The organism is Plantibacter sp. RU18, from assembly GCF_050613355.1.
Classification (GTDB): domain Bacteria; phylum Actinomycetota; class Actinomycetes; order Actinomycetales; family Microbacteriaceae; genus Plantibacter.
In genome coordinates this window covers 4423622-4442442 of the sequence record NZ_CP159618.1, presented here as the reverse complement: position 1 = coordinate 4442442, position 18821 = coordinate 4423622, and the positions used below count along the sequence as shown (strand labels likewise).

The 18821-nt window shown below is 67.7% G+C and carries 16 protein-coding genes and 1 pseudogene; 10 read left to right on the top strand and 7 right to left on the bottom strand.

The genetic code is table 11. From position 1 onward, the window contains the following. The first annotated feature begins 72 nt into the window (after positions 1-72). Together ABMA10_RS21105 and ABMA10_RS21100 are read left to right on the top strand one after the other, a co-directional pair. Positions 73-963, top strand: a complete 891-nt coding sequence (locus tag ABMA10_RS21105; protein ID WP_347869822.1) for an acetylxylan esterase — start codon at positions 73-75, stop codon at positions 961-963. Then, entirely contained in the window at positions 960-1679 is a 720-nt protein-coding gene (locus tag ABMA10_RS21100) for a YoaK family protein (RefSeq protein WP_347869821.1), read from the top strand. Before ABMA10_RS21105 ends, ABMA10_RS21100 begins: the two co-directional genes overlap by 4 nt. A gap of 4 nt (positions 1680-1683) precedes the next feature. On the opposite strand, the gene ABMA10_RS21095 is transcribed toward ABMA10_RS21100, so the two are convergent. From ABMA10_RS21095 to ABMA10_RS21075, 5 genes and pseudogenes are all read right to left on the bottom strand, one after another. Further along, on the bottom strand, positions 1684-2085 hold the full coding sequence (locus tag ABMA10_RS21095) for a RidA family protein (RefSeq protein ID WP_347869820.1): 402 nt from the start codon (positions 2083-2085) through the stop codon (positions 1684-1686). A 35-nt stretch (positions 2086-2120) separates the two neighbouring features. Beyond that, complete coding sequence (gene nhaA / locus ABMA10_RS21090) at positions 2121-3398, bottom strand: Na+/H+ antiporter NhaA (RefSeq protein ID WP_347869819.1); 1278 nt, start codon at positions 3396-3398, stop codon at positions 2121-2123. 64 nt (positions 3399-3462) lie between these two features. Next, a pseudogene (locus ABMA10_RS21085) lies at positions 3463-4794 on the bottom strand (alanine/glycine:cation symporter family protein). Positions 4795-4982: 188 nt separating this feature from the next. After that, entirely contained in the window at positions 4983-5795 is an 813-nt protein-coding gene (locus ABMA10_RS21080; RefSeq protein WP_347869818.1) for an endonuclease/exonuclease/phosphatase family protein, read from the bottom strand. A gap of 44 nt (positions 5796-5839) precedes the next feature. Beyond that, positions 5840-6886: a LacI family DNA-binding transcriptional regulator gene (locus tag ABMA10_RS21075; RefSeq protein ID WP_347869817.1), complete on the bottom strand. Its 1047-nt coding sequence runs from the start codon at positions 6884-6886 to the stop codon at positions 5840-5842. Positions 6887-7172: 286 nt separating this feature from the next. On the opposite strand from ABMA10_RS21075, the gene ABMA10_RS21070 reads away from it, so the two are divergent. The 7 genes from ABMA10_RS21070 to ABMA10_RS21040 are packed head-to-tail and all read left to right on the top strand — an operon-like array spanning position 7173 to position 15679. Then, positions 7173-8492, top strand: a complete 1320-nt coding sequence (locus ABMA10_RS21070) for an extracellular solute-binding protein (RefSeq protein WP_347869816.1) — start codon at positions 7173-7175, stop codon at positions 8490-8492. Between the two features lie 2 nt (positions 8493-8494). Beyond that, on the top strand, positions 8495-9448 hold the full coding sequence (locus ABMA10_RS21065) for a carbohydrate ABC transporter permease (protein WP_347869815.1): 954 nt from the start codon (positions 8495-8497) through the stop codon (positions 9446-9448). Beyond that, positions 9445-10386 (top strand): carbohydrate ABC transporter permease, encoded by a 942-nt coding sequence (locus tag ABMA10_RS21060; RefSeq protein WP_347869814.1) that lies wholly within the window; start codon positions 9445-9447, stop codon positions 10384-10386. The genes ABMA10_RS21065 and ABMA10_RS21060 overlap by 4 nt, the downstream gene beginning before the upstream one ends. A gap of 58 nt (positions 10387-10444) precedes the next feature. Then, positions 10445-11209: an SDR family oxidoreductase gene (locus ABMA10_RS21055; RefSeq protein ID WP_347869813.1), complete on the top strand. Its 765-nt coding sequence runs from the start codon at positions 10445-10447 to the stop codon at positions 11207-11209. After that, the gene (locus tag ABMA10_RS21050) at positions 11206-13032 is read left to right on the top strand and encodes a heparinase II/III domain-containing protein (RefSeq protein WP_347869812.1); all 1827 of its coding nucleotides are present in this window, start codon (positions 11206-11208) and stop codon (positions 13030-13032) included. Before ABMA10_RS21055 ends, ABMA10_RS21050 begins: the two co-directional genes overlap by 4 nt. Then, entirely contained in the window at positions 13029-15020 is a 1992-nt protein-coding gene (locus ABMA10_RS21045) for a DUF4962 domain-containing protein (protein WP_347869811.1), read from the top strand. The genes ABMA10_RS21050 and ABMA10_RS21045 overlap by 4 nt, the downstream gene beginning before the upstream one ends. A gap of 8 nt (positions 15021-15028) precedes the next feature. Continuing rightward, positions 15029-15679, top strand: coding sequence for a DUF624 domain-containing protein (locus ABMA10_RS21040; RefSeq protein ID WP_347869810.1), 651 nt, complete (start codon positions 15029-15031; stop codon positions 15677-15679). 43 nt (positions 15680-15722) lie between these two features. Here the strand turns inward: ABMA10_RS21040 and ABMA10_RS21035 are convergent, their stop codons facing one another. Beyond that, complete coding sequence (locus ABMA10_RS21035) at positions 15723-17099, bottom strand: aspartate aminotransferase family protein (RefSeq protein WP_347869809.1); 1377 nt, start codon at positions 17097-17099, stop codon at positions 15723-15725. Positions 17100-17193: 94 nt separating this feature from the next. Next, positions 17194-17625 carry an Lrp/AsnC family transcriptional regulator gene (locus ABMA10_RS21030; protein WP_431030981.1) on the bottom strand — a complete coding sequence of 144 codons (432 nt, stop codon included), beginning with the start codon at positions 17623-17625 and terminating at the stop codon, positions 17194-17196. Between the two features lie 165 nt (positions 17626-17790). On the opposite strand from ABMA10_RS21030, the gene ABMA10_RS21025 reads away from it, so the two are divergent. Continuing rightward, complete coding sequence (locus ABMA10_RS21025; protein ID WP_347869807.1) at positions 17791-18819, top strand: ornithine cyclodeaminase; 1029 nt, start codon at positions 17791-17793, stop codon at positions 18817-18819. Positions 18820-18821: the final 2 nt, after the last annotated feature.

Sequence of the window (18821 nt, the reverse complement as noted above, 5' to 3'; positions counted from 1 at the left end):
ACCGGAGTGCAGCGGGGCCGAGAGACCCGACAGCACGCGACTCCGCCCGACCACACGATTCGAGGGTGACCAGTGGCGCAATTCGACCTCCCGCTCGCACAGCTGCAGCAGTACCTGCCCGACCGCGAGGAGGCTTCGGACTTCGACTCCTTCTGGACGGACACGCTCCGTTCGTCGCGCGCGCTCGCACGGCCGGCCGCTCGTGAGCGCACGAACCCTGAGCTCACCGGCCTGATCGTCGAGGACATCACCTTCTCCGGGTACGACGGCGACCAGATCAAGGGGTGGTTCATCCGCCCGGCCGGAGCGACCGAGCCGCTGCCGTGCATCGTCCACTACATCGGATACAGCGGCGGCCGTGGACTCGCGCACCAGTGGACGATGCACCCGTCGGGCAGTGGTCCGCAGGTCGCCGGGAAGATGAGCGCCGGGCTGGACAGCCGCGAGACGTACTACTACCGTCGCGTGTTCACGGATGCGGCCCTCGCCGTCGACACCGTCCGCAGCTTCCCCGAGGCCGATCCTGCGCGAGTCGTGGTCCCCGGTGGCAGCCAGGGCGGCGGCATCGCCCTGGCAGCCGCGGGTCTGAGCGACGGTCTCGCGGGTGCGCTCGTGGACGTGCCGTTCCTCTCGCACTACCGGCGGGCTCTGCAGATCACCGACGCCAGCCCGTTCGCGGAGTTGAGGACGTACTTGATCAGCAGGCGAGGTGCAGAGGAAGAAGTGTTCCGCACGCTGTCCTACTTCGACGCCACCAACTTCGCGGCGCGGGCGACGGCGCCGACACTCTTCTCGGTCGCGCTGTGCGATGCTGTCTGCCCACCGTCGACCGTCTACGCCGCGTTCAACCACTACGCCGGCGTCACGAAGGACATCGCCGTCTACCCGTACAACGGCCATGAGGGTGGCGGGCCGGTGCAGCAGGCGCTGCAGCTGACGTTTCTCACCGATCTGTTCGCATGATGTCCCAGTCGCCGGAACGTGCACGGCAGCGGGTCACCCGCTCCGGCATGATCGCGGCGATGACGCTCGTGCTGTCGTTCGCGGCCGGCGCGACCGACGCGTTCGCGTTCCTCCAGCTCGGTGGTGTGTTCACGGCGAACATGACCGGCAACTTCGTCCTGGCAGGGCTCACGAGCCGACCGGACTTCGGTGAGGTGCTGCTCGGAGCGACGGTTGCGGTGCTCCTCTTCTCCGTGGGCACGTATCTGGCGTTCCGGTTCACGCGGATGGTCACGATCTCCCATGACCGCGACCCGGCCGCACCGCCCAGGCGCCTCGTCGCCGTCCTGGCTGCAGCGGTCGTCTCGCAGCTCTGCGTCCTCGGCATCTGGCTGACGCTCCCGGCATCACCCGGCGGCTTCGCGATCTGCGTGCTCGTCTCCCTCTCGGCGCTCGCGATGGCCGGCCAGACGGTCGTTGCCAGGCGCATCGAGAACCGAGCAGGCGTGACGACCACGTTCGTGACCGGCACGCTCACGAGTCTCATGCAGAGTCTCGCCGACGGAGTGCACGACCATCACCTCATCCGAGTCGCGGCGATCCTCATGCTCGTGGCCGGGGCGCTCGCCGGATCGCTCCTCGCCGGCGTGGATCCGGCGCTGGGTGCCGCGTTCCCGCTGGTGCCATCGATCGCCGGGCTCGCGATCCTCGCAACGACCCCGTCCGCCGAGAGCTGACGCCTCACGTGACGGCGGCGGTGGCCTCGATCTCGACGAGCTGGTCGTCGTAGCCGAGGACAGTGACCCCGAGGAGCGTGCTCGGCACATCGTGGTCGCCGAACGCGGCGCGCACGACCTCCCACGCGGCGACGAGGTCGGCCTGCTTCGACGACGCGACGAGGACGCGTGTGCTCGCGACGTCGGCGAGCGTGGCGCCGGCGGCTTCGAGCGCGATCACGAGGTTCTCGACGCACTTCGCGGCCTGCCCGGCGACATCGCCGACCGCAGCGGTGGAGCCGTCGAGGTTCAGCGGGCACGACCCGGCGAGGAACAGCAGCCGGGCGCTCGCCGGAACGGATGACGCGTAGGCGTACTCTGCGGCGTCCGACAGTGCTTCGGATCGGATCAACGTGACGACAGACATCGATACTCCTGGATATGGGGCGGACCTCGCCCGCTCTATGCTGCCCGATTCCCCGCTCGCCGGCTCCGGATGCTCAGGATGGTCCCGCCGATGATCGCCGCGATGAGCGAACCGGTCAGCACGCCGACCTTCACGTGGTCATCCGCCTCGCTCCCCACGCCGAAGGACAGCTCGCCGACGAGGAGGGACACGGTGAATCCGATGCCCGCGACGAAAGCCATGCCGATCATGTCCATCCAGCTGATGCTCGGATCCAGCCTGAGCCCCGGGATGCGCGTGACGAGGAAGGTCGTGACGGTGATCCCGATCGCCTTGCCGAGGACGAGCCCCGCGATGATGCCGAGCGCGATCGTGTCCTGGAGAGATTCCGCAAGGCCGGACAGTCCACCGACTGCGACACCGGCGGCGAAGAACGCGAAGAGGGGCACGACGACGGCCGTCGACACGACACTCCACCGATCGGCGAAGTGGGCGGCGAGTCCGTCGTACAGCTGCCGCCCCGCGGCGTCGACACCCGCCGGAACGCGCGCCCGCTTCGTCTCGATCACCGGCACCATGAAACCGAGCAGGACGCCGGCGACGGTCGCGTGGATGCCCGAAGCGTGCACGAGCGCCCACACCGTGACGCCAAGCGGGATGAGGATCCACCACGCCCGGACTCCCCGCTGCACGGCGACGGCAAACAGCGCGAGCGGCACGAGGGCGATCAGGAGCGGAGCGAACGCGATCTCGTCGGTGTAGAAGACCGCGATGATCGTGATCGCCAGGAGGTCGTCGACCACTGCGAGGGTCAGCAGGAAGGTCCGGAGCGCGGGCGGCAGGTTCTTGCCGACGACCGCGATGACGGCGACAGCGAAGGCGATGTCGGTCGCAGCGGGGATCGCCCACCCTTGGAGCGCATCGGCTCCGGCGTTGAGGTTGACGAGCGTGTAGATGATCGCAGGGAGCGCGACACCGCCGACGGCCGCCGTGATCGGGAGGATCGCCGTTCGGACATTGCTGAGCCGCCCTGCGACGAACTCCTCCTTCAGCTCGAGCCCGACCACGAAGAAGAAGATCGCGAGCAGTCCGTCTGCGGCCCATGTACCGACGGAGAGGTTCAGGTGGAGCGCCTCAGGGCCGAACGTGAAGTCACGGACGCTGCTGTAGAAGTCCGACAGCGGCGAGTTCGCGAACACGAGCGCGAGCACGGTCGCGCCAAGCAGGAGTGCGCCGCCGACGGTGTCCCGCTGCAGGGTCTGACGGATGCCGCGCCAGATGATGTGCGGTGCTTGGTCTTCAGGCAGGCCTCCGCGATGCTTCGGTTGGGACATGCGAGTACCTCAGGTGCTACTGGTGGGGCGCGACTGGCGGCGGCGGGCAGAATCGGCGACGCCGTCAGGCGTGCTCGCGAGCCTCCTGGACGGGGAGCGGGCCGGTGACGCTCAGCGCGTCCTGCCAGCATTCGATGCCGGTCACACCGGGCAGGAGATCGCGGGTGAACACCGGGTCGCGGCCCTGCTTGCGCTGGGCGCTGTAGTCCTTCAGGAGCTTGAACGCGACACCCGACAGCAGCCCGATCGCGACGAGGTTCACGAGCGCCATGAGACCCATGATGCCGTCCGCCGTGTTCCAGATGATGTCGGCCGATGCGATCGATCCGAGGAAGATGACGACGACGACCAGGATTCGGTACGTCTGCAGCACGCGGCGGCTCGATGAGATGAACTCGATGTTCGATTCGCCGTAGTAATAGTTGCCGAGGATCGAGCTGAACGCGAGCAGGAAGATGATGATGCTGAGAAGGATGTTCGACCACTCGCCGAGGTTGCCGACGATGGCGTTCTGGGTGAGCCCGATTCCCCGGGTCGCGCTCGTGAGGTCGGGGCTGGAGACGAGGATGATGAACGCCGTGATCGAGCAGACCAGGAATGTGTCGAAGTAGACGCCGAGCGTCTGGACGAGACCCTGCTTCACCGGGTGGGTGACTGCGGCGCTGGCACCGGCGTTCGGGGCGGATCCGAGGCCGGCCTCGTTGGAGAACATGCCGCGCTTCACGCCGGTCATGATGATCGTGCCGAGCGCCGCGCCGACGACCTCGTTGAAGCCGAACGCCTGCGTGTAGATGGACGAGAACACGACGGGCAGCTGGTCGATGTTCATGCCGACGATGACGAGGCCGAGGATCAGGTAGCCGAGTGCCATCGCCGGGACGACGGCCTGAGTCACGCTCGCGATTCGACGGATGCCGCCGAAGACCACGAGTGCGGTGAGGATTGCGAGCACGATGCCGACGACCCACGGGATCCAGCCGACATCACCGCCGAAGCTGGACGACACCGTCGCGCTGATGGTGTTGGCCTGCAGCGAGCTGAACGCGAACGGGAAGCAGACGATGAGGATGACCGCGAACAGGATCCCCATTCAGCGGGCTTTGAGGCCGTGCTGCATGTAATAGGCGGGGCCGCCGCGGAAGCCGTCCTTGTCGCGCACCTTGAACAGCTGACCGAGCGTGGACTCGACGAAGCTCGATGCGCCGCCGATGAACGCCATCGTCCACATCCAGAACACTGCCCCGGGTCCACCGATCGCGATCGCTGTGCCGACACCGGCGATGTTGCCGACTCCGACGCGGGAGGCTGCGGAGATGGTGAACGCCTGGAACGCCGAGACGGATTGTGGCTTACCGTCGGCACCGAGTGGGGTCTTGTTGGTGAGGGTGCGGAACATCTCGGGGATGAGCCGGAACTGGACGACGCCCGAGCGGACCGTGAAGTAGATGCCCAGTAGTGCCAGGACGGGCAGCACCGCCCACGTCCAGAGGAGATCGCCGCCGTTGAGGATCAGATCGTTGAGCGCGTCCATCGGGAAAGTATGGCGGATACCCGGCCGGTTCGCAGAGTCGCCCCCCGCGAGGTCTATGCGACGAGCTGGGCGCGGACGACGATCGGGAAGTGGTCGCTCGCTTCCGGGGCGGGCGAATGGTCATCGACGGTGGCCTCGATCGTCGCGACAGACGCGCGGCGCGGGGCCGAACCCGCGCGGGCGAGCACCCAGTCGATGCGCAGGGTCCCGTCGTGCTGCGGACCGTAGTCGTGGAATGTGCCGACACCGTCAGACGCTCCGTCGGAGAGGTCGAGGAAACCCGCCTGCTCGAACGTGTCGTGGGTCGTGGAGCCGCCCACCGTGTTGAAGTCTCCGGTGAGGATGATCGGCACGTCGATCTCGGAGAAGCGCTCGACGATGAGGGCAGCGCTGCGTGAGCGGACATCGTCGCCGTGGGGTGAGGAGTCGTGGTCCAGGTGGGTGTTCGCGAACACGAGCTCGTCACCCGTGATGCGTTCGCGCAGGCGAACCCAGGTGACGAAGCGCGGGTAGAGCGAGGGCCAGGTGTTGGAACCCGCGACCTCGGGGGTGTCCGACAGCCAGAACTCACCGGCATCGAGCTGTTCGAAGCGCGAGCGTCGGAAGCACACCGGCCCGAATTCGCCGGTCGGTCCGCCGTCGCGACCCTGTCCGAACCAGTCGTACTCGGCGAGGCTCGGCAGCAGGTCGTGCAGCTGATGCTCCTGGACCTCCTGCAGGCCGATGAGGTCCGTCGCGTTGCGGGCGATGATCTGCGAGACCATCGGTGCCCGATCGACCCACTCGTGGCCCTGTTGCGCGACGGCGGTGCGGATGTTGTAGCTCATGATGGACACGACATGCTGGCTCAGGATGGAATCGCTCACCCCGCCAGCGTAGGGGAGAGCACGACGCCTCCACCGGTCGAGCCTCAGCGGACGGCGGCGGTCGAGTCCCGTGAGATGAGCTCCGGACGCAGCAGGACGGCCGGCGTCGACTCGCGATCCGCCGCGCGCTCGCGAGAGACCACCTGCTCGACTGCGAGCGATGCCATACGGGCGATCGGCTGACGCACCGTCGTCAGCGACGGGGACACGAGGTCGGCGAGGGGGATGTCGTCGAAGCCGACGACGGACACGTCCGCCCCGACGCGCAACCCGAGGTCGCGCAGTCCTTTGCAGGCCCCGAGAGCGGTCATGTCGTTGATCGCGATGATGGCGGTCGGTGGCTCGCCGCTCGCGAACAGTTCATGTACCGCTCGACGTCCGACCTCCGGCGCCTCGAGCTCTTCCACGCCCTCAGGCAGGCCGGGCCACACCGGCATGTCGGCGACATCGAGACCGGCCTCCTGGATCGCCGCGACGAACCCGGCGTGTCTGACCGTGCGGTTCACCGATCGCTGCGACCCGGAGACGAAGGCCAGACGGCGGTGCCCGAGCTCGGTCAGATGCGTCGTGGCGATACTGCCACCGATGAAGTTGTCGACCCCGATGCTTGCGACGAGCGGTGGATCGCCAGGTTGCACGGGCCGGTCGAAGAGGATGAGGTGCAGGCCGCGTTCGACGAACGACGCCAGATGATCGAGTGAGGGCAGCGACGTGCAGAGCACGATGTCGCGCACACCGTTGTCCCACAGCTCCTCGACGTACCCGCGCTCACGTTCGGGGTTTCGCTCACTGTTACCGAGCAGGACGTTGTAGCCGTCTCCGAGCGCCGCCTGCTCGAGTTCGCGGGCGAAGGCACCCCAGAACGGGTTGCTGACCGAAGGCACGATGAGCCCGATCGTCTTCGACTGGCCCGTACGCAGTTGGCGTGCAGCGCGGTTGGGGCGGTAGTCGAGCACGCGGATCGCCTCGAAGACGCGGTCCCGGGTCTCCGGCAGCATGCGGTTCGATCGTCCGTTGAGCACGTTGGACACGGTGCTCGTGGACACGCCGGCCGCCGCAGCGACCTGTTGGATCGTCGCCTTCTCCGCCACGTGCACCCCTTTCGGCGCGTGAACTGGAGCGAATGCCCGATCATGGCGCCACGATTCAGTGTATCGATAAACCGACCGTCGTCCAAGCCGAATGGTGAATGTTGCCGCTACACGACTGGTGTCGCGCGCTGAGCGACAGCCGTCCTGGTTGACTCCACCGACACAAGTGGTTATGGTCGGTAAATCGATACACCGGATCATCGCCGATCCTGGTACCGATGACGACGATGTCACGGACACACGGCACCGTCGCCCCGAATCGATCGCCCGCGAAGGGACCCACCGCATGACCATCTGGACCACGAGGCACCGCCGCCGGCGGGCCGCCCGCGTCGGCACCGCGATCCTCACCGCAACCGCGCTCGGCATCGCCCTCGGCGCCTGCTCCTCACCCGCAGCCGAGGACGACACCGACCCCAACGCCATCAGCGGCGACCTCACCATGCTCACGCCGATCTTCGAGGGCACCGCCGGGCAGAAGCTCCTCGAGGAGGAGCTCCTGCCGCAGTTCACCGCGATGTACCCGGACGTCACCGTCTCCGTTGACTACACGAACTACGCACGGCTCAACGAGAAGCTGACCACCGGCGTCGTGTCGGGCCTCGTGCCCGACGTCATGATGATGGGCGTCGGCTGGATCGAGGCGTTCGCCGACCGAGGCGTGCTCGCGAACCTCAGCGACGGCGGCCTCACCGCCGAATCCCTCGAAGAGACCATGACGCCGGAGATCGTGGATGCCGGCCTGTGGAACGGCGACGTCTACGGTGTCCCGATCATGCTCGACGCTCGGTTCGGCGTCGCACGCATGGACATCCTCCGCGAGGCCGGGTACGACCACCCACCCCAGACCTGGGACGAGCTCGTGGAGATGGCGGACACACTGACGGAACGCGACGCCAACGGCAAGCTGACCCGCACGGGCTTCGACATGCTCACCATCGAGCCACGTCAGATGTTCGAGACCGCACTCTTCTCCAACGGCGGCGAATTGTTCTCGGACGACAACGAATCGCCCGCGTTCGATTCGCCCGCGGGCGTCGAGGCGCTACAGCGGATCGTCGACCTCTTCCACCAGGAGAAGGTCGAGGACACCGGGTTCTCCGCTCCCAACGCGACGGTCAACCCCCTGATCAACGGGCGGGCGGCGATGGCGATCGCGCACAACAACGTGTGGACGCAGGCCGAGGCTGCGGATCCGGAGGTGCTCGACGACCTCGAACCGTTCCTCATCCCCGGAGACGCTCCGAGCATGTTCGTGGGTGGCACGATGGCCGCGGTCTCCGCCACCTCAGCGCACGAGCGGGCAGCGCAGAAGCTCGTGGAATTCCTCGCGAGCCCCGGTCCGGCGCTCGCCGCCAACCAGCAGCGGGGCAACGTGCCGGCGCTCACAGCCCTGCTCGACAGCGAATACGTGCAGGACGACCGCCTCGTGCAGTTCGCGATGGAGAACCTCTCGGTCGCCAAACGTGAGGGCGGCCCGCCCAAGTGGCTCGGTCTCCGCGGCGACGTCGCTCCGGCGATCGAGAACGCCATCCTCCGCAAGAAGACGGCGAAAGCGGCACTGACCGACCTCGCCGCCACCTTCCAGAAGAAGTTGGACCGCTGACCATGACCGCACTCCGTACTCCGGACGTCCCCAGGACGCTCGATCCGCACCAGCCGCCGAGGGCCGCCACGCGCCGCTCCGGCCCCCGGCGCGCTGCCAGGAAGACCGGCCTCTTCGGTTGGTTGATGGTGGCCCCTGCCGTGTTCCACATCGGACTGTGGACGGCCATCCCCGTACTCGCCACGATCGCGCTGAGCTTCACCGACTACGACATCTTCGATGCACCCGCCTGGATCGGTGTCGAGAACTACGTCGAGATCTTCCAGGATCCGGTCTTCGGACAGGCGACCTGGAACACCCTCGTCTACACGTTCTGGACCGTTCCGGCCTCGATGGCGATCGCAATGGTCATCGCGGTCGCGCTCAACCAGAACCTGCGCCTCCGGACCTGGTTCCGCACCGCGTTCTTCCTGCCGCAGGTAACGGCCACGGTCGCCATCGCGATGGTGTGGTTGTGGATCTTCAACCCGCAGCAGGGCCTCCTGAACGGCGTGCTCGCGGTCGTGGGCATCCCTGGTCAGGCCTGGCTCGCGGACCCCGAGTGGGCCCTCCCCTCGGTGATCCTCGTCGGAGCGTGGCAGGGGATCGGCATCAAGATGCTCATCTACATCGCCGCGCTGCAGAACGTCGACCCGTCCCTCTATGAGGCCGCGGCCGTCGACGGGGCGGGCCCGATCAGGAAGTTCTTCGCGATCACCGTCCCGATGCTGAAGCCCGCGACCTTCTTCGTGCTGATCATCTCCATCATCGGCGCGTTCCAGGTCTTCGACCAGATCTACGTGCTGACCGACGGCGGGCCCGCCAACTCCACGACGATGATGACCTACGAGGTCTACCGCTCGGCGTTCCAGAACTTCGAGATGGGCATGGCGTCCGCGCAGTCGGTCCTGTTGTTCCTGATGCTCCTCGTCATGACGATCATCGGCCGCCGCGCAACGAAGGGTGACGAAGGATGACCGCCGAACCGCTCACGACGAGATCACTCGTCACTGGAGCCCACGAGGACTTCGTGGCCAAGCCGGCCGGTCGCCGTCACAAGCGCTGGGTCGGTCGTCTCATCCTGAACCTCGCCCTCACGCTCGGCGCGCTCACGATGGTGGTGCCGTTCATCTGGATGATCGCGACCTCGCTGAAGTCACCGGCAGAGCTGGCGGAGTTCCCGCCGACCTTCCTCCCCAAGGTGTGGGAGTGGAGCAACTATCCGGAAGCGCTGCAGGCGGCGCCGTTCGCCAGCTACTTCCGGAACAGCTTCATCATCTCCGCGTCGCACACCGTCATCACGCTCGTGTTCGCATCGATGGCCGGCTACTCGCTCGCACGTGTGCGGTTCAGGGGTCGCGAACTCGTCTTCCTCGGTTTCGTCGCGATGTTGATGATCCCGACCTACACGAAGATCGTGCCGCAGTTCCTCCTCGTGAAGTTCATGCCGCTCTTCGGGGGCAACGACATCCTCGGGCAGGGCGGCTCCGGCTGGCTGAACACCTGGTGGGCACTCATCATCCCGGGTGGTCTGAGCGCCACGGCGATCTTCCTGTTCCGTCAGTTCTACCTGTCGCTGCCGACCGAGCTCGCGGAAGCGGCCCGGATCGACGGGCTCAGTGAGTTCCGGATCTTCTCCCGCATCTACACGCCGCTCATCAAGCCCGCGATCGCGACCGTCGCACTGCTGACCTTCCAGGAGAGCTGGAACAACTTCCTCTGGCCGCTGCTCGTCACCACGCGAGACGACCTCCGCGTGATCCAAGTGGGCCTCGCCGTGTTCCAACAGCTCGACGGCACCCAATGGCAGTACCTGATGGCCGGCACCACCATGGCGACCATCCCGATGGTGCTCCTCTTCCTGTTCTGCCAGAAGTACTTCATCCAGGGGTTCACGAACGCCGGCATCAAGTAGCCGACGACCCCGCCCACCGCTCATCCCGAGCGGAACGAACACCAGTAAAGGAATCAGCATGCAGATCGACCTCACCGGCCGCCGCGCCCTCGTCACCGGCGGAGGCGCCGGAATCGGAGCAGCGATCGCCAGAGCCCTCGGAGCGGCAGGTGCCGATGTCGCCGTGCACTACGCCTCGAGCGCGGACGGCGCAGCCACGATCGTGGACGAGTTGATCACCGCAGGTCGCCGCGCCGTCGCCGTCCAGGGCGACCTCACCGACTCGGCGCAGGCGGATGCCGTCGTCCGGCAAGCGACAGAGGCGCTCGGCGGGCTCGACATCCTCGTGAACAACGCCGGCCACCTCGTCGGGCGGGCGACCGTCGCCGAGATGACCGACGAGCACTGGCACCAGGTGATCGACGTGAACCTCACGAGCAGTTTCGCCGTCACGAGGGCGGCATTGCCTGCGCTCACCGAATCAGACGCCGGACGAGTCATCCTCATGTCGTCGCTCGCGAGCGAGAACGGCGGGGGCGCCGGGTCCGTGCCCTACGCAGCGGCGAAAGCCGGCGTCATCGGCTTCACCCGTGCGCTCGCGAAGGAGATCGCGCCGGCCGGGATCACGGTGAACGCGGTCGCTCCCGGGTTCATCGGCGACACCGCCTTCCACAACACCTTCACACCGACGAAAGCCCAGGAAGGCATCGTCGCCGGGATCCCGCTCGGCCGGGCTGGAACCGTCGACGACGTGGCCGGTGTCGTCCTGTTCCTCGCCTCCGAACTGTCCTCCTTCGTCTCGGGCCAGGTCGTCGACATCAACGGCGGAGCAAACTTCCGATGAGCGCAGTCCACCGGGCACGAGGCGGCTGGTGGCATGACTTCGTCTGCCCGACGCATGGCACCGAGCTGCTCGAGGCGCGCGGCGAGGTCTTCGTCTGCACCTACGGCTGCGAGCTGCGGGGTGAGCCGTTCGCCTCGGCCTGGTTGGTGCTCGAGCACCAGGCGTCGGCGCGGGCCGCGCGGGCGGCCGCGCATCGATTCCGCCGCGCCGGGGATCCTGCCGATCGGGCCTCGGCCGTGGAGGTCGTGAGCGACTTCGCCGACTACTACGCCGAGATCACCGCCGAATGGAACAGCGACAGCGAGAGCTGGATGCTGCAGGGCAAACTCTTCAAACAGGCGCTCACCGAAGCGATCTGGGCGACGCAGATCGCCGACACGGTCCTCGTGCTCGCCGACGACCCGGCAGCCCGAACGTCGATGGGAGCGCCGGTCGCCTCCATGCTCGTTGCGCTCCTCGACACGATCGTCGAAGCCCGACGGGTGCTCGTCGTCGATCGCGACGACCTCATGAGCAACTACGTGGCATGGCTCGACGCCGCCGGCAGCCTGCTCACGAGGGCGCTCGCCGCACTGGATTCGCCGATGGCAGCGGGCGGGCGTGAACGCTGGGTCGCGAACGTGGCGGGGCACTCCGCGGTCGCGATCCGCGCCGACGGCTGGGAATGGGAAGGGTCCACCTACTACCACCTGTTCGTCCTCCGTGCGTATCTGCTGGCGCTCGGCGGCTCGGACCCTGCATCGCTCGATCCCGTGTTCGTGGAACGCCTGCATCGGATGGTCGACGTGCTCGTCGACGTCGCAGCGGCGGACGGACGTCTGCCCATGCTCCACGACGGCCCGTACGACCGTGTCGGCGTGCATCTCGAAGTCCTGGAGATCTGCGTGCTCGCCGGGCAGCTCTGGGACTCCACCGGCCTCGATACGGTCGAGGCGTGGGCGCGGAGCCGCATCGGCGATGCCCACGACGGTCTCGAAGACCTGCTCGAGGGGTGGTTCGACGGGCCGCCACTGGCGACAGCTCATCCCGTCGACCCGTCGGAACGGACCTCGGTGCTCTTCGCCGACGTCGGGTTCGCGGTGCTCCGTTCGGGTGAGACGACGCTGCAGGCCGTGCTCGACGCCGGACCGCACGGGGGCCCACACGGACACCTCGACACTCTGGCGCTCTATCTGTACGGCGACGGCGTCGCGTGGCAGCCGGCTCCTGGTGTCCCGCCCTACGGCAGCGCACTCCGTCGGGGTCACTATGCGAGGACCACGGCGCACCCGACCATCCGCGTCGACGATGCTGATCAGTCGGAGAGCTCCGGCCGCGTCGACTGGTGGAGTGTCGGGACCGACTCGACGCTGATCCGAGCCTCATCGTCTGAGGCGATCGACGGCGTCGACCTCGAACGTCGGGTCGAGGCGGTCGACGGGCTCCTGATCGACGTCTTCCGGGCGACAGGGGCCGATGGGTCTGCGCGTCGGTTCACCAGTGCGCTCCGCCCCGCGGTCCCGTTCGAGGTCGTGCAGGACGGGGGCACGTGGCGCACCCGATGGGCGGGCCCGCGGGGCCGCACCCTGCACGGTCATCACGTCGCCGATGTCCCGTCCGAGCTCGTCGACGCCCCGGGTCGTGGGCCGTCCGATGATCCGGCTGTGCCCTTGGCGGTCGGCGACTGGACGGCGGAGGCATCGCGCGTCACCTTCGTCTCCGTCTTCGCCGAAGGAGATCTGTCGCCGATCGGATCGGTCAGCCTCGACGCAGGCCGTCTCATCGTCCGGCTGCAGGACGGCCGCGTGCTCGAGCGGGTGCTCGCTCCGGAGCCGCCGTCGTGATCCCCGCACTGCTGCTCGATGGGCGCGAGGATCAGTTGCGCGCCGAGCTCACCGGCGTGCGCCGACGCGAGTTCCGCCGCCTCCTCGAAGAGTGCGAGCGGTTGCGCGGGATCGAGCTGCCGACCGAGCATCCGCTCGCGTCGATCACCTATTTCGGCCCGGCAGCGGCCAACCTCGCGCTCGCGCACCGCCTGACCGGGCAACAGCAGTACCTCGAGGAGCTCCGCCGGTGGCTTGCCCCGCCGCTCGCGTTCGAGCACTGGGGCCGCGCGCACATGCCCGACCATGACCTGGATGCCGGCTGGCTGCTGCACGGACTGTCGCTCGCCCTCGCCTGGGCCGGCGACGCGCTGCCGCCGGGCGAACGGACGGCGCTCCGCGACCGGCTGACGGTGCAGGGCACTCGCCTGTACGACTTCGCCGTCGACACCGAGGGCGACTGGTGGTCGTCGTCCTACTGGCAGAACCACAACTGGATCTGCTTCGCCGGCCTCGCGACCGCCGGCTATGTGCTCGCCGACGAGCATCCAGACGCGCTGGCATGGACTGAGCGGGCGAAGACGAACTTCGACACCGTCCTGGATCTGCTCCCGGCAGACGGCTCCAACCATGAGGGAGTGGTCTACTGGCGCTACGGCGAACCCTGGCTCGTGAGCTACCTCGACGTCCTCCGCGCCGCCGAGGGTGTCGACTGGTTCCCTCGCAGCGCACATCTCCGTGAGACGTTCTGGTTCCGGCTGTACCAGGCGGCACCCGACTTCGAGCGGATCGTCGACCACGGTGACTGCCACGACCATCGCAGTGGCCACTCCGTTGCGCTCTATCGCAAGCTGGCTGCGGAGTACCGCATCCCGCAGGCCCAGTGGCTCGCCGATCGCGTCGCGGACGACTTCTTCTGGCGCGAGGCCTCGCAGAGCGGAGTCCGACCGGGCGTACTGCCCGAGGCCTACCAGGAGCTGCTGTGGTTCGAACCATCCGTCCTGCCCGTCGGTCCGGATGAGCTGCCCACGGCGCGACACTTCCCAGACCTCGGCCTCGTCGCAGGCCGCACCTCGTGGCGGGAGGATGCGACGCTCGTGTCCTTCAAGGCGGGACCTGGCGGCGGCTGGACCGCGTGGCGCGAGTCCCATCGTCACCGTCGAGAACTCGGGTGGACGACACTCAACACCGGACACCACCATCCGGACGCCGGGACGTTCGTGCTGCTCGGTGGTGGGGAGTACCTCGCCATCGACGAGGGCTATTCGTCCCGCAAGCGCACGGAGCACCACAGCGGCATCCTGGTCGACGGGGTCGGCTACGGCCGCGAGGGCCACTACGACGTCCACGCGGGCCTGGACGAGGAGCGTGTCGCTGAGCTGCGCGAGGTGACGCTCGTCGGCGACTGGGTCCACGCGGTGAGCGAGATCGGAGCACTCTACGCCCCTGAGCTCGGGGTGCGGCGTCTGCGTCGACACCTGGTGCGCACTCCGGCCGGCGCGCTCGTCCTCGTCGACGACCTCCAGGCAGATTCCCCACGGGCCTGGACCTGGCTGCTGCAGACCACCAATCCAGCTGAAGAGCTGGGGGACGGTCGATGGTCCGCTCCGGCCGGCGGAGCGGCGTTGCTCGTGACGACGCTCGACGCCGTCGACTCGGTCGACGAGGTCCACCCCACGCTGGTCCAGGCGAACCCGACCTCGTCGACGCCCGGCCTGGAGATCGAGCGCGTCCAGCACACGCTGCGCCGGAGGTCGGTGCCGTCGACGTCGGTGCGGTTCGTCACGGTGCTGCAGCCGGTGCGGTTCGGGGAGATGACGCCGTCGACCGCGTCGCTCATCGACGACGACGGCGAGCTCGTCGTGTCGATCCCAGGTGCCTGCGGAACCGAGGAGATCGTCCTGCGACTCGACGCAGAGCGACCAGGCCGCGCCCAGTCGATGGACGCCGTCGGCAAGGGATTCGCCGGGCGGACGCTCCGGCAGCAGACAGAGCAGAGGCTGGGATGATGGGCACGATGGTTTCCAAGCGAACACCGGAGGACTCCGAGCGCCAGGGGCGCGACGGTCGACAGGCGACGCGTGGCTGGGAAGGGCGTCTTCTCGGCGCGCTCGTGCACCCGATGAACATCGCGGCAGCCGGTCTCGCCGCCGCGGTGCTGTCCCTGGGCGTCGTGACGGCGATCCCCGCGGCCATCGCCGCGAGTCGAGCCATGCAGCGCTGGTTGGCGGGTGACGATCAGGCGGTCTTCACGGGGGTGTTCCGCGAGTTCGCCGCGACGTGGCGACGCTCCCTGCCGCTCGGTGTCGCAGCTGTGCTCGTGGGAGCGGTGCTCATCGTGGACGTCGCGTTCCTCACGGACCAGCTCGCTCGTGGTTCGGGCATGGCGATCGCGCTGCTTGCCGCGACCGTCCCGGTCACCATCGCTCTCGGGCTCCTGGTGCTGGCGCTCCCGGTCTCGGCCGCGCTGCACAGAGACGCCTCTGCTCGCGACTGGTTCTTCGGCGCCGGCGCGCTTGTCGCTCGTCGACCGTTCACCGCGATCCTGCTGCTGATCGCGGTGGTCACCTTCGGTCTCTGCTGCTACCTCTTCCCGACGTTGCTGCCGTTCTTCGGCATGTCGCTCCCGGCCTACCTCGGGCTCCTCGTCTGGCGTCGAACTCCCTGAACCGACGAGGGGGAGCCGCGCGTCTTCGGGTGGTTCGGTGCGGCTACAACCGGGACCACGCCTCGGTGAGGACGCCGCGGAGGATGCCTTCGATCTCGGTGAACTCCGCGGGGCCGATCGTGAGCGGCGGGGCGAGCTGGATGACCGGGTCGCCGCGGTCGTCGGCGCGGCAGTAGAGGCCGGCCTCGAAGAGCGCCTTCGAGAGGAAGCCGCGCAACAGGCGCTCGGACTCGTCGTCGTCGAAGGTCTCCTTGGTGCTCTTGTCCTTCACGAGTTCGATGCCGAAGAAGTAGCCGTCGCCTCGGACGTCGCCGACGATCGGCAGGTCGAGCAGCTGCTCCAGCGTCGAGCGGAAGACCGGCGAGTTCGTCTTCACGTTCTCGATCAGGCGCTCCTCGGCGAAGATGTCGAGGTTCTCGAGCGCGACAGCGGCCGAGACAGGGTGCCCGCCGAAGGTGTAACCGTGCGCGAACGAGGTCTGGCCGTGCTTGAACGGCTCGTAGAGGCGATCGCTGACGATGGTCGCTCCGATGGGGGAGTAGCCGCTCGTCATGCCCTTCGCGCAGGTGATCATGTCGGGGCGGATGTCGTAGGTGGTCGAGGCGAACATGTCGCCGATGCGGCCGAAGCCGGTGATGACCTCGTCTGCCACGAGCAGGACGTCGTGGCGGTCGCAGATCTCGCGGACCCGCTTGAAGTAGCCGGGAGGTGCAGTGAAGCAGCCGCCGGAGTTCTGGACGGGTTCGAGGAACACGGCCGCGACCGTGTCGGCGCCCTCGAAGAGGATCATCTCCTCGATGCGGTCGGCAGCCCAGAGCCCGAAGGCCTCGAGGTCGTCGCCGTGCTCGGTGGCGCGGTAGAAGTTCGTGTTGGGCACGCGGAACCCGCCGGGCGTGAGTGGTTCGAACATCGCCTTCATCGCCGGGATGCCGGTGATGGCGAGGGCGCCCTGCGGGGTGCCGTGGTACGCGACGGAACGGGAGATGACCTTGTGCTTGGCGGGCTTGCCCTGCAGCTTCCAGGAGTACTTCGCGAGCTTGAACGCGGTCTCGACGGCTTCGCCGCCGCCGGTGGAGAAGAACACGCGGTTGAGGTCGCCGGGGGCGTGATCGGCCAGGCGGTCGGCGAGTTCGATCGCGTTCGGGTGCGCATACGACCAGATGGGGAAGAACGACAGCTCGGCGGCCTGTTTCGCAGCCGCCTCGGCGAGACGCTTCCGGCCGTGGCCCGCGTTGACGACGAACAATCCGGAGAGGCCGTCGAAGTACTTCTGGCCCTTGGAGTCCCAGATGTGGTGCCCGTCGCCCTTGACGATGATCGGCACGCCGGCGCCGTCCTCCATGACGGACTGCCGGGCGAAGTGCATCCAGAGGTGGTCTTTGGCCTTCTGCTGGAGGTCTGCTTCGTCGTACGTTGTCATGGCCGCTCCTCTGCCGTCGTCCCCCGCTGGTGCGGATCACTCTGCCAGAGGCGGCAGGCCGCGAACAGGGTCAGCAGAGAACTGTGGACAGGTTCTAGCGGAGCACCGAGCTGAGGAGGAGGCTCGTCTCGCTGTTGACCACGCCCTCGATCCGACGGATGCCGCCGAGCACCCGGTCGAAGTCGGTCAGGGTCTCGGTACGGAGTTCGGCTACGAGGTCCCAGCCGCCGTTGGTCGTGTGGAGGGCGCTGATCTCGGGGAAGCCGCGCAGCTGCCGGATCACATGGTCCGTCGAACGCCCCTCGACCTCGATGAAGGCGATCGCGCGCACCGTGCCCGGGTCGAGCTCGTCGCGCACGCGCACCGAGAAGCCGACGACGGTGCCCGAGGACACGAGTCGCTCGAGGCGGCTGTTGACGGTGGCGCGCGCGACATCGAGAGATCTTGCGAGGCTCGCGACGGAGGCCCGGCCGTCGGCACGCAGCGCTGCGAGCAGTCGGCGGTCCAGATCGTTGAGCGCGGGCATGAACACAATGTACATCCGAGTTACTCACATTGTGCATAACCTGTGCATAAAACGCGCAGTCTTGGAATAGAAAGTGCAGAACGTCGAAATCTAGGCTCGGAACATCCAGTGGTGCACTGGGGCTGAACCTGTCTGGAAGCCTGCTTCCGTCTGAAGGGAACCGTCATGACGCGTTTCGTCGATGTCCGCAACATGGTCCGTTGGACGGCAGACCGAGGGCCCGAGCGCATCATCTCCGGCATGATCGGCTATCTGGAGGCCGACTTCCGCCGCTGGCAGAGCTTCGACAAGAGCCCGCGCGTCGCCAGCCACACGCCGTTCGGCGTCATCGAGCTGATGCCGACGAGCGACCACGAGACCTACGCCTTCAAGTACGTGAACGGCCACCCGTCCAACCCTGCGCGCGGGTACCAGACGGTCACCGCTTTCGGAGTGCTCGCCGATGTCCACAACGGGTACCCGACCTTCCTCGCCGAGATGACCCTGCTCACCGCCCTGCGCACGGCGGCGACCTCCGCGATGGTCGCCAAGCAGCTCGCCCGCCCCGACTCCACGGTCCACGCGATGATCGGGGCCGGAAGCCAGGCGGAGTTCCAGGCGCTCGGCATGCGCGCGGCGCTCGGTATCCACCGGGTCCGCATCTGGGACGTCGACCCGCTCGCGATGGACAAGTTCGCACGCAACCTCCAGCCACTCGGTTTCGAGGTCACGATCGGCACCAGCGCTGCAGACGCCGTGGCCGGTGCCGACATCATCACCACCTGCACGGCGGACAAGGCGAACGCCACCGTCCTGACCGACGAACTCGTCCAGCCCGGTGTCCACCTCAACGCCATCGGCGGCGACTGCCCCGGCAAGACGGAGCTCGAGGCGTCGATCCTCGATCGTGCAGACGTGTTCGTCGAGTTCCCGCCGCAGACGCGCATCGAGGGCGAGATCCAGCAGATGGCCCCCGACTTCCCGGTGATCGAGTTCTGGCAGGTGCTCACGGGGGCTGTCGCAGGACGCACCTCGCCGGAGCAGATCACGCTGTTCGACTCGGTGGGTTTCGCGATCGAGGACTTCACCGCCCTGCGCTTCCTCCGCGACTCCGTCGACGGCAGCGAGTACTTCGAGGAGATCGACCTCGTCGCGGCGCCCGACGACCCCAAGGACCTCTTCGGTCTCGTCGGCGCGCTCTCGCCGGTCGGCTGAGT

Excerpts from the sequence above, each read along its gene's own strand:
- ABMA10_RS21100 (WP_347869821.1), top strand. The coding sequence starts at position 960 with ATGATGTCCCAGTCGCCGGAACGTGCACGGCAGCGGGTCACCCGCTCC.
- nhaA (WP_347869819.1), bottom strand. The coding sequence starts at position 3,398 with ATGTCCCAACCGAAGCATCGCGGAGGCCTGCCTGAAGACCAAGCACCG.
- ABMA10_RS21035 (WP_347869809.1), bottom strand. The coding sequence starts at position 17,099 with ATGACAACGTACGACGAAGCAGACCTCCAGCAGAAGGCCAAAGACCAC.
- ABMA10_RS21065 (WP_347869815.1), top strand. The coding sequence starts at position 8,495 with ATGACCGCACTCCGTACTCCGGACGTCCCCAGGACGCTCGATCCGCAC.
- ABMA10_RS21060 (WP_347869814.1), top strand. The coding sequence starts at position 9,445 with ATGACCGCCGAACCGCTCACGACGAGATCACTCGTCACTGGAGCCCAC.
- ABMA10_RS21025 (WP_347869807.1), top strand. The coding sequence starts at position 17,791 with ATGACGCGTTTCGTCGATGTCCGCAACATGGTCCGTTGGACGGCAGAC.
- ABMA10_RS21055 (WP_347869813.1), top strand. The coding sequence starts at position 10,445 with ATGCAGATCGACCTCACCGGCCGCCGCGCCCTCGTCACCGGCGGAGGC.
- ABMA10_RS21030 (WP_431030981.1), bottom strand. The coding sequence starts at position 17,625 with ATGCCCGCGCTCAACGATCTGGACCGCCGACTGCTCGCAGCGCTGCGT.
- ABMA10_RS21095 (WP_347869820.1), bottom strand. The coding sequence starts at position 2,085 with ATGTCTGTCGTCACGTTGATCCGATCCGAAGCACTGTCGGACGCCGCA.
- ABMA10_RS21070 (WP_347869816.1), top strand. The coding sequence starts at position 7,173 with ATGACCATCTGGACCACGAGGCACCGCCGCCGGCGGGCCGCCCGCGTC.
- ABMA10_RS21050 (WP_347869812.1), top strand. The coding sequence starts at position 11,206 with ATGAGCGCAGTCCACCGGGCACGAGGCGGCTGGTGGCATGACTTCGTC.
- ABMA10_RS21040 (WP_347869810.1), top strand. The coding sequence starts at position 15,029 with ATGGTTTCCAAGCGAACACCGGAGGACTCCGAGCGCCAGGGGCGCGAC.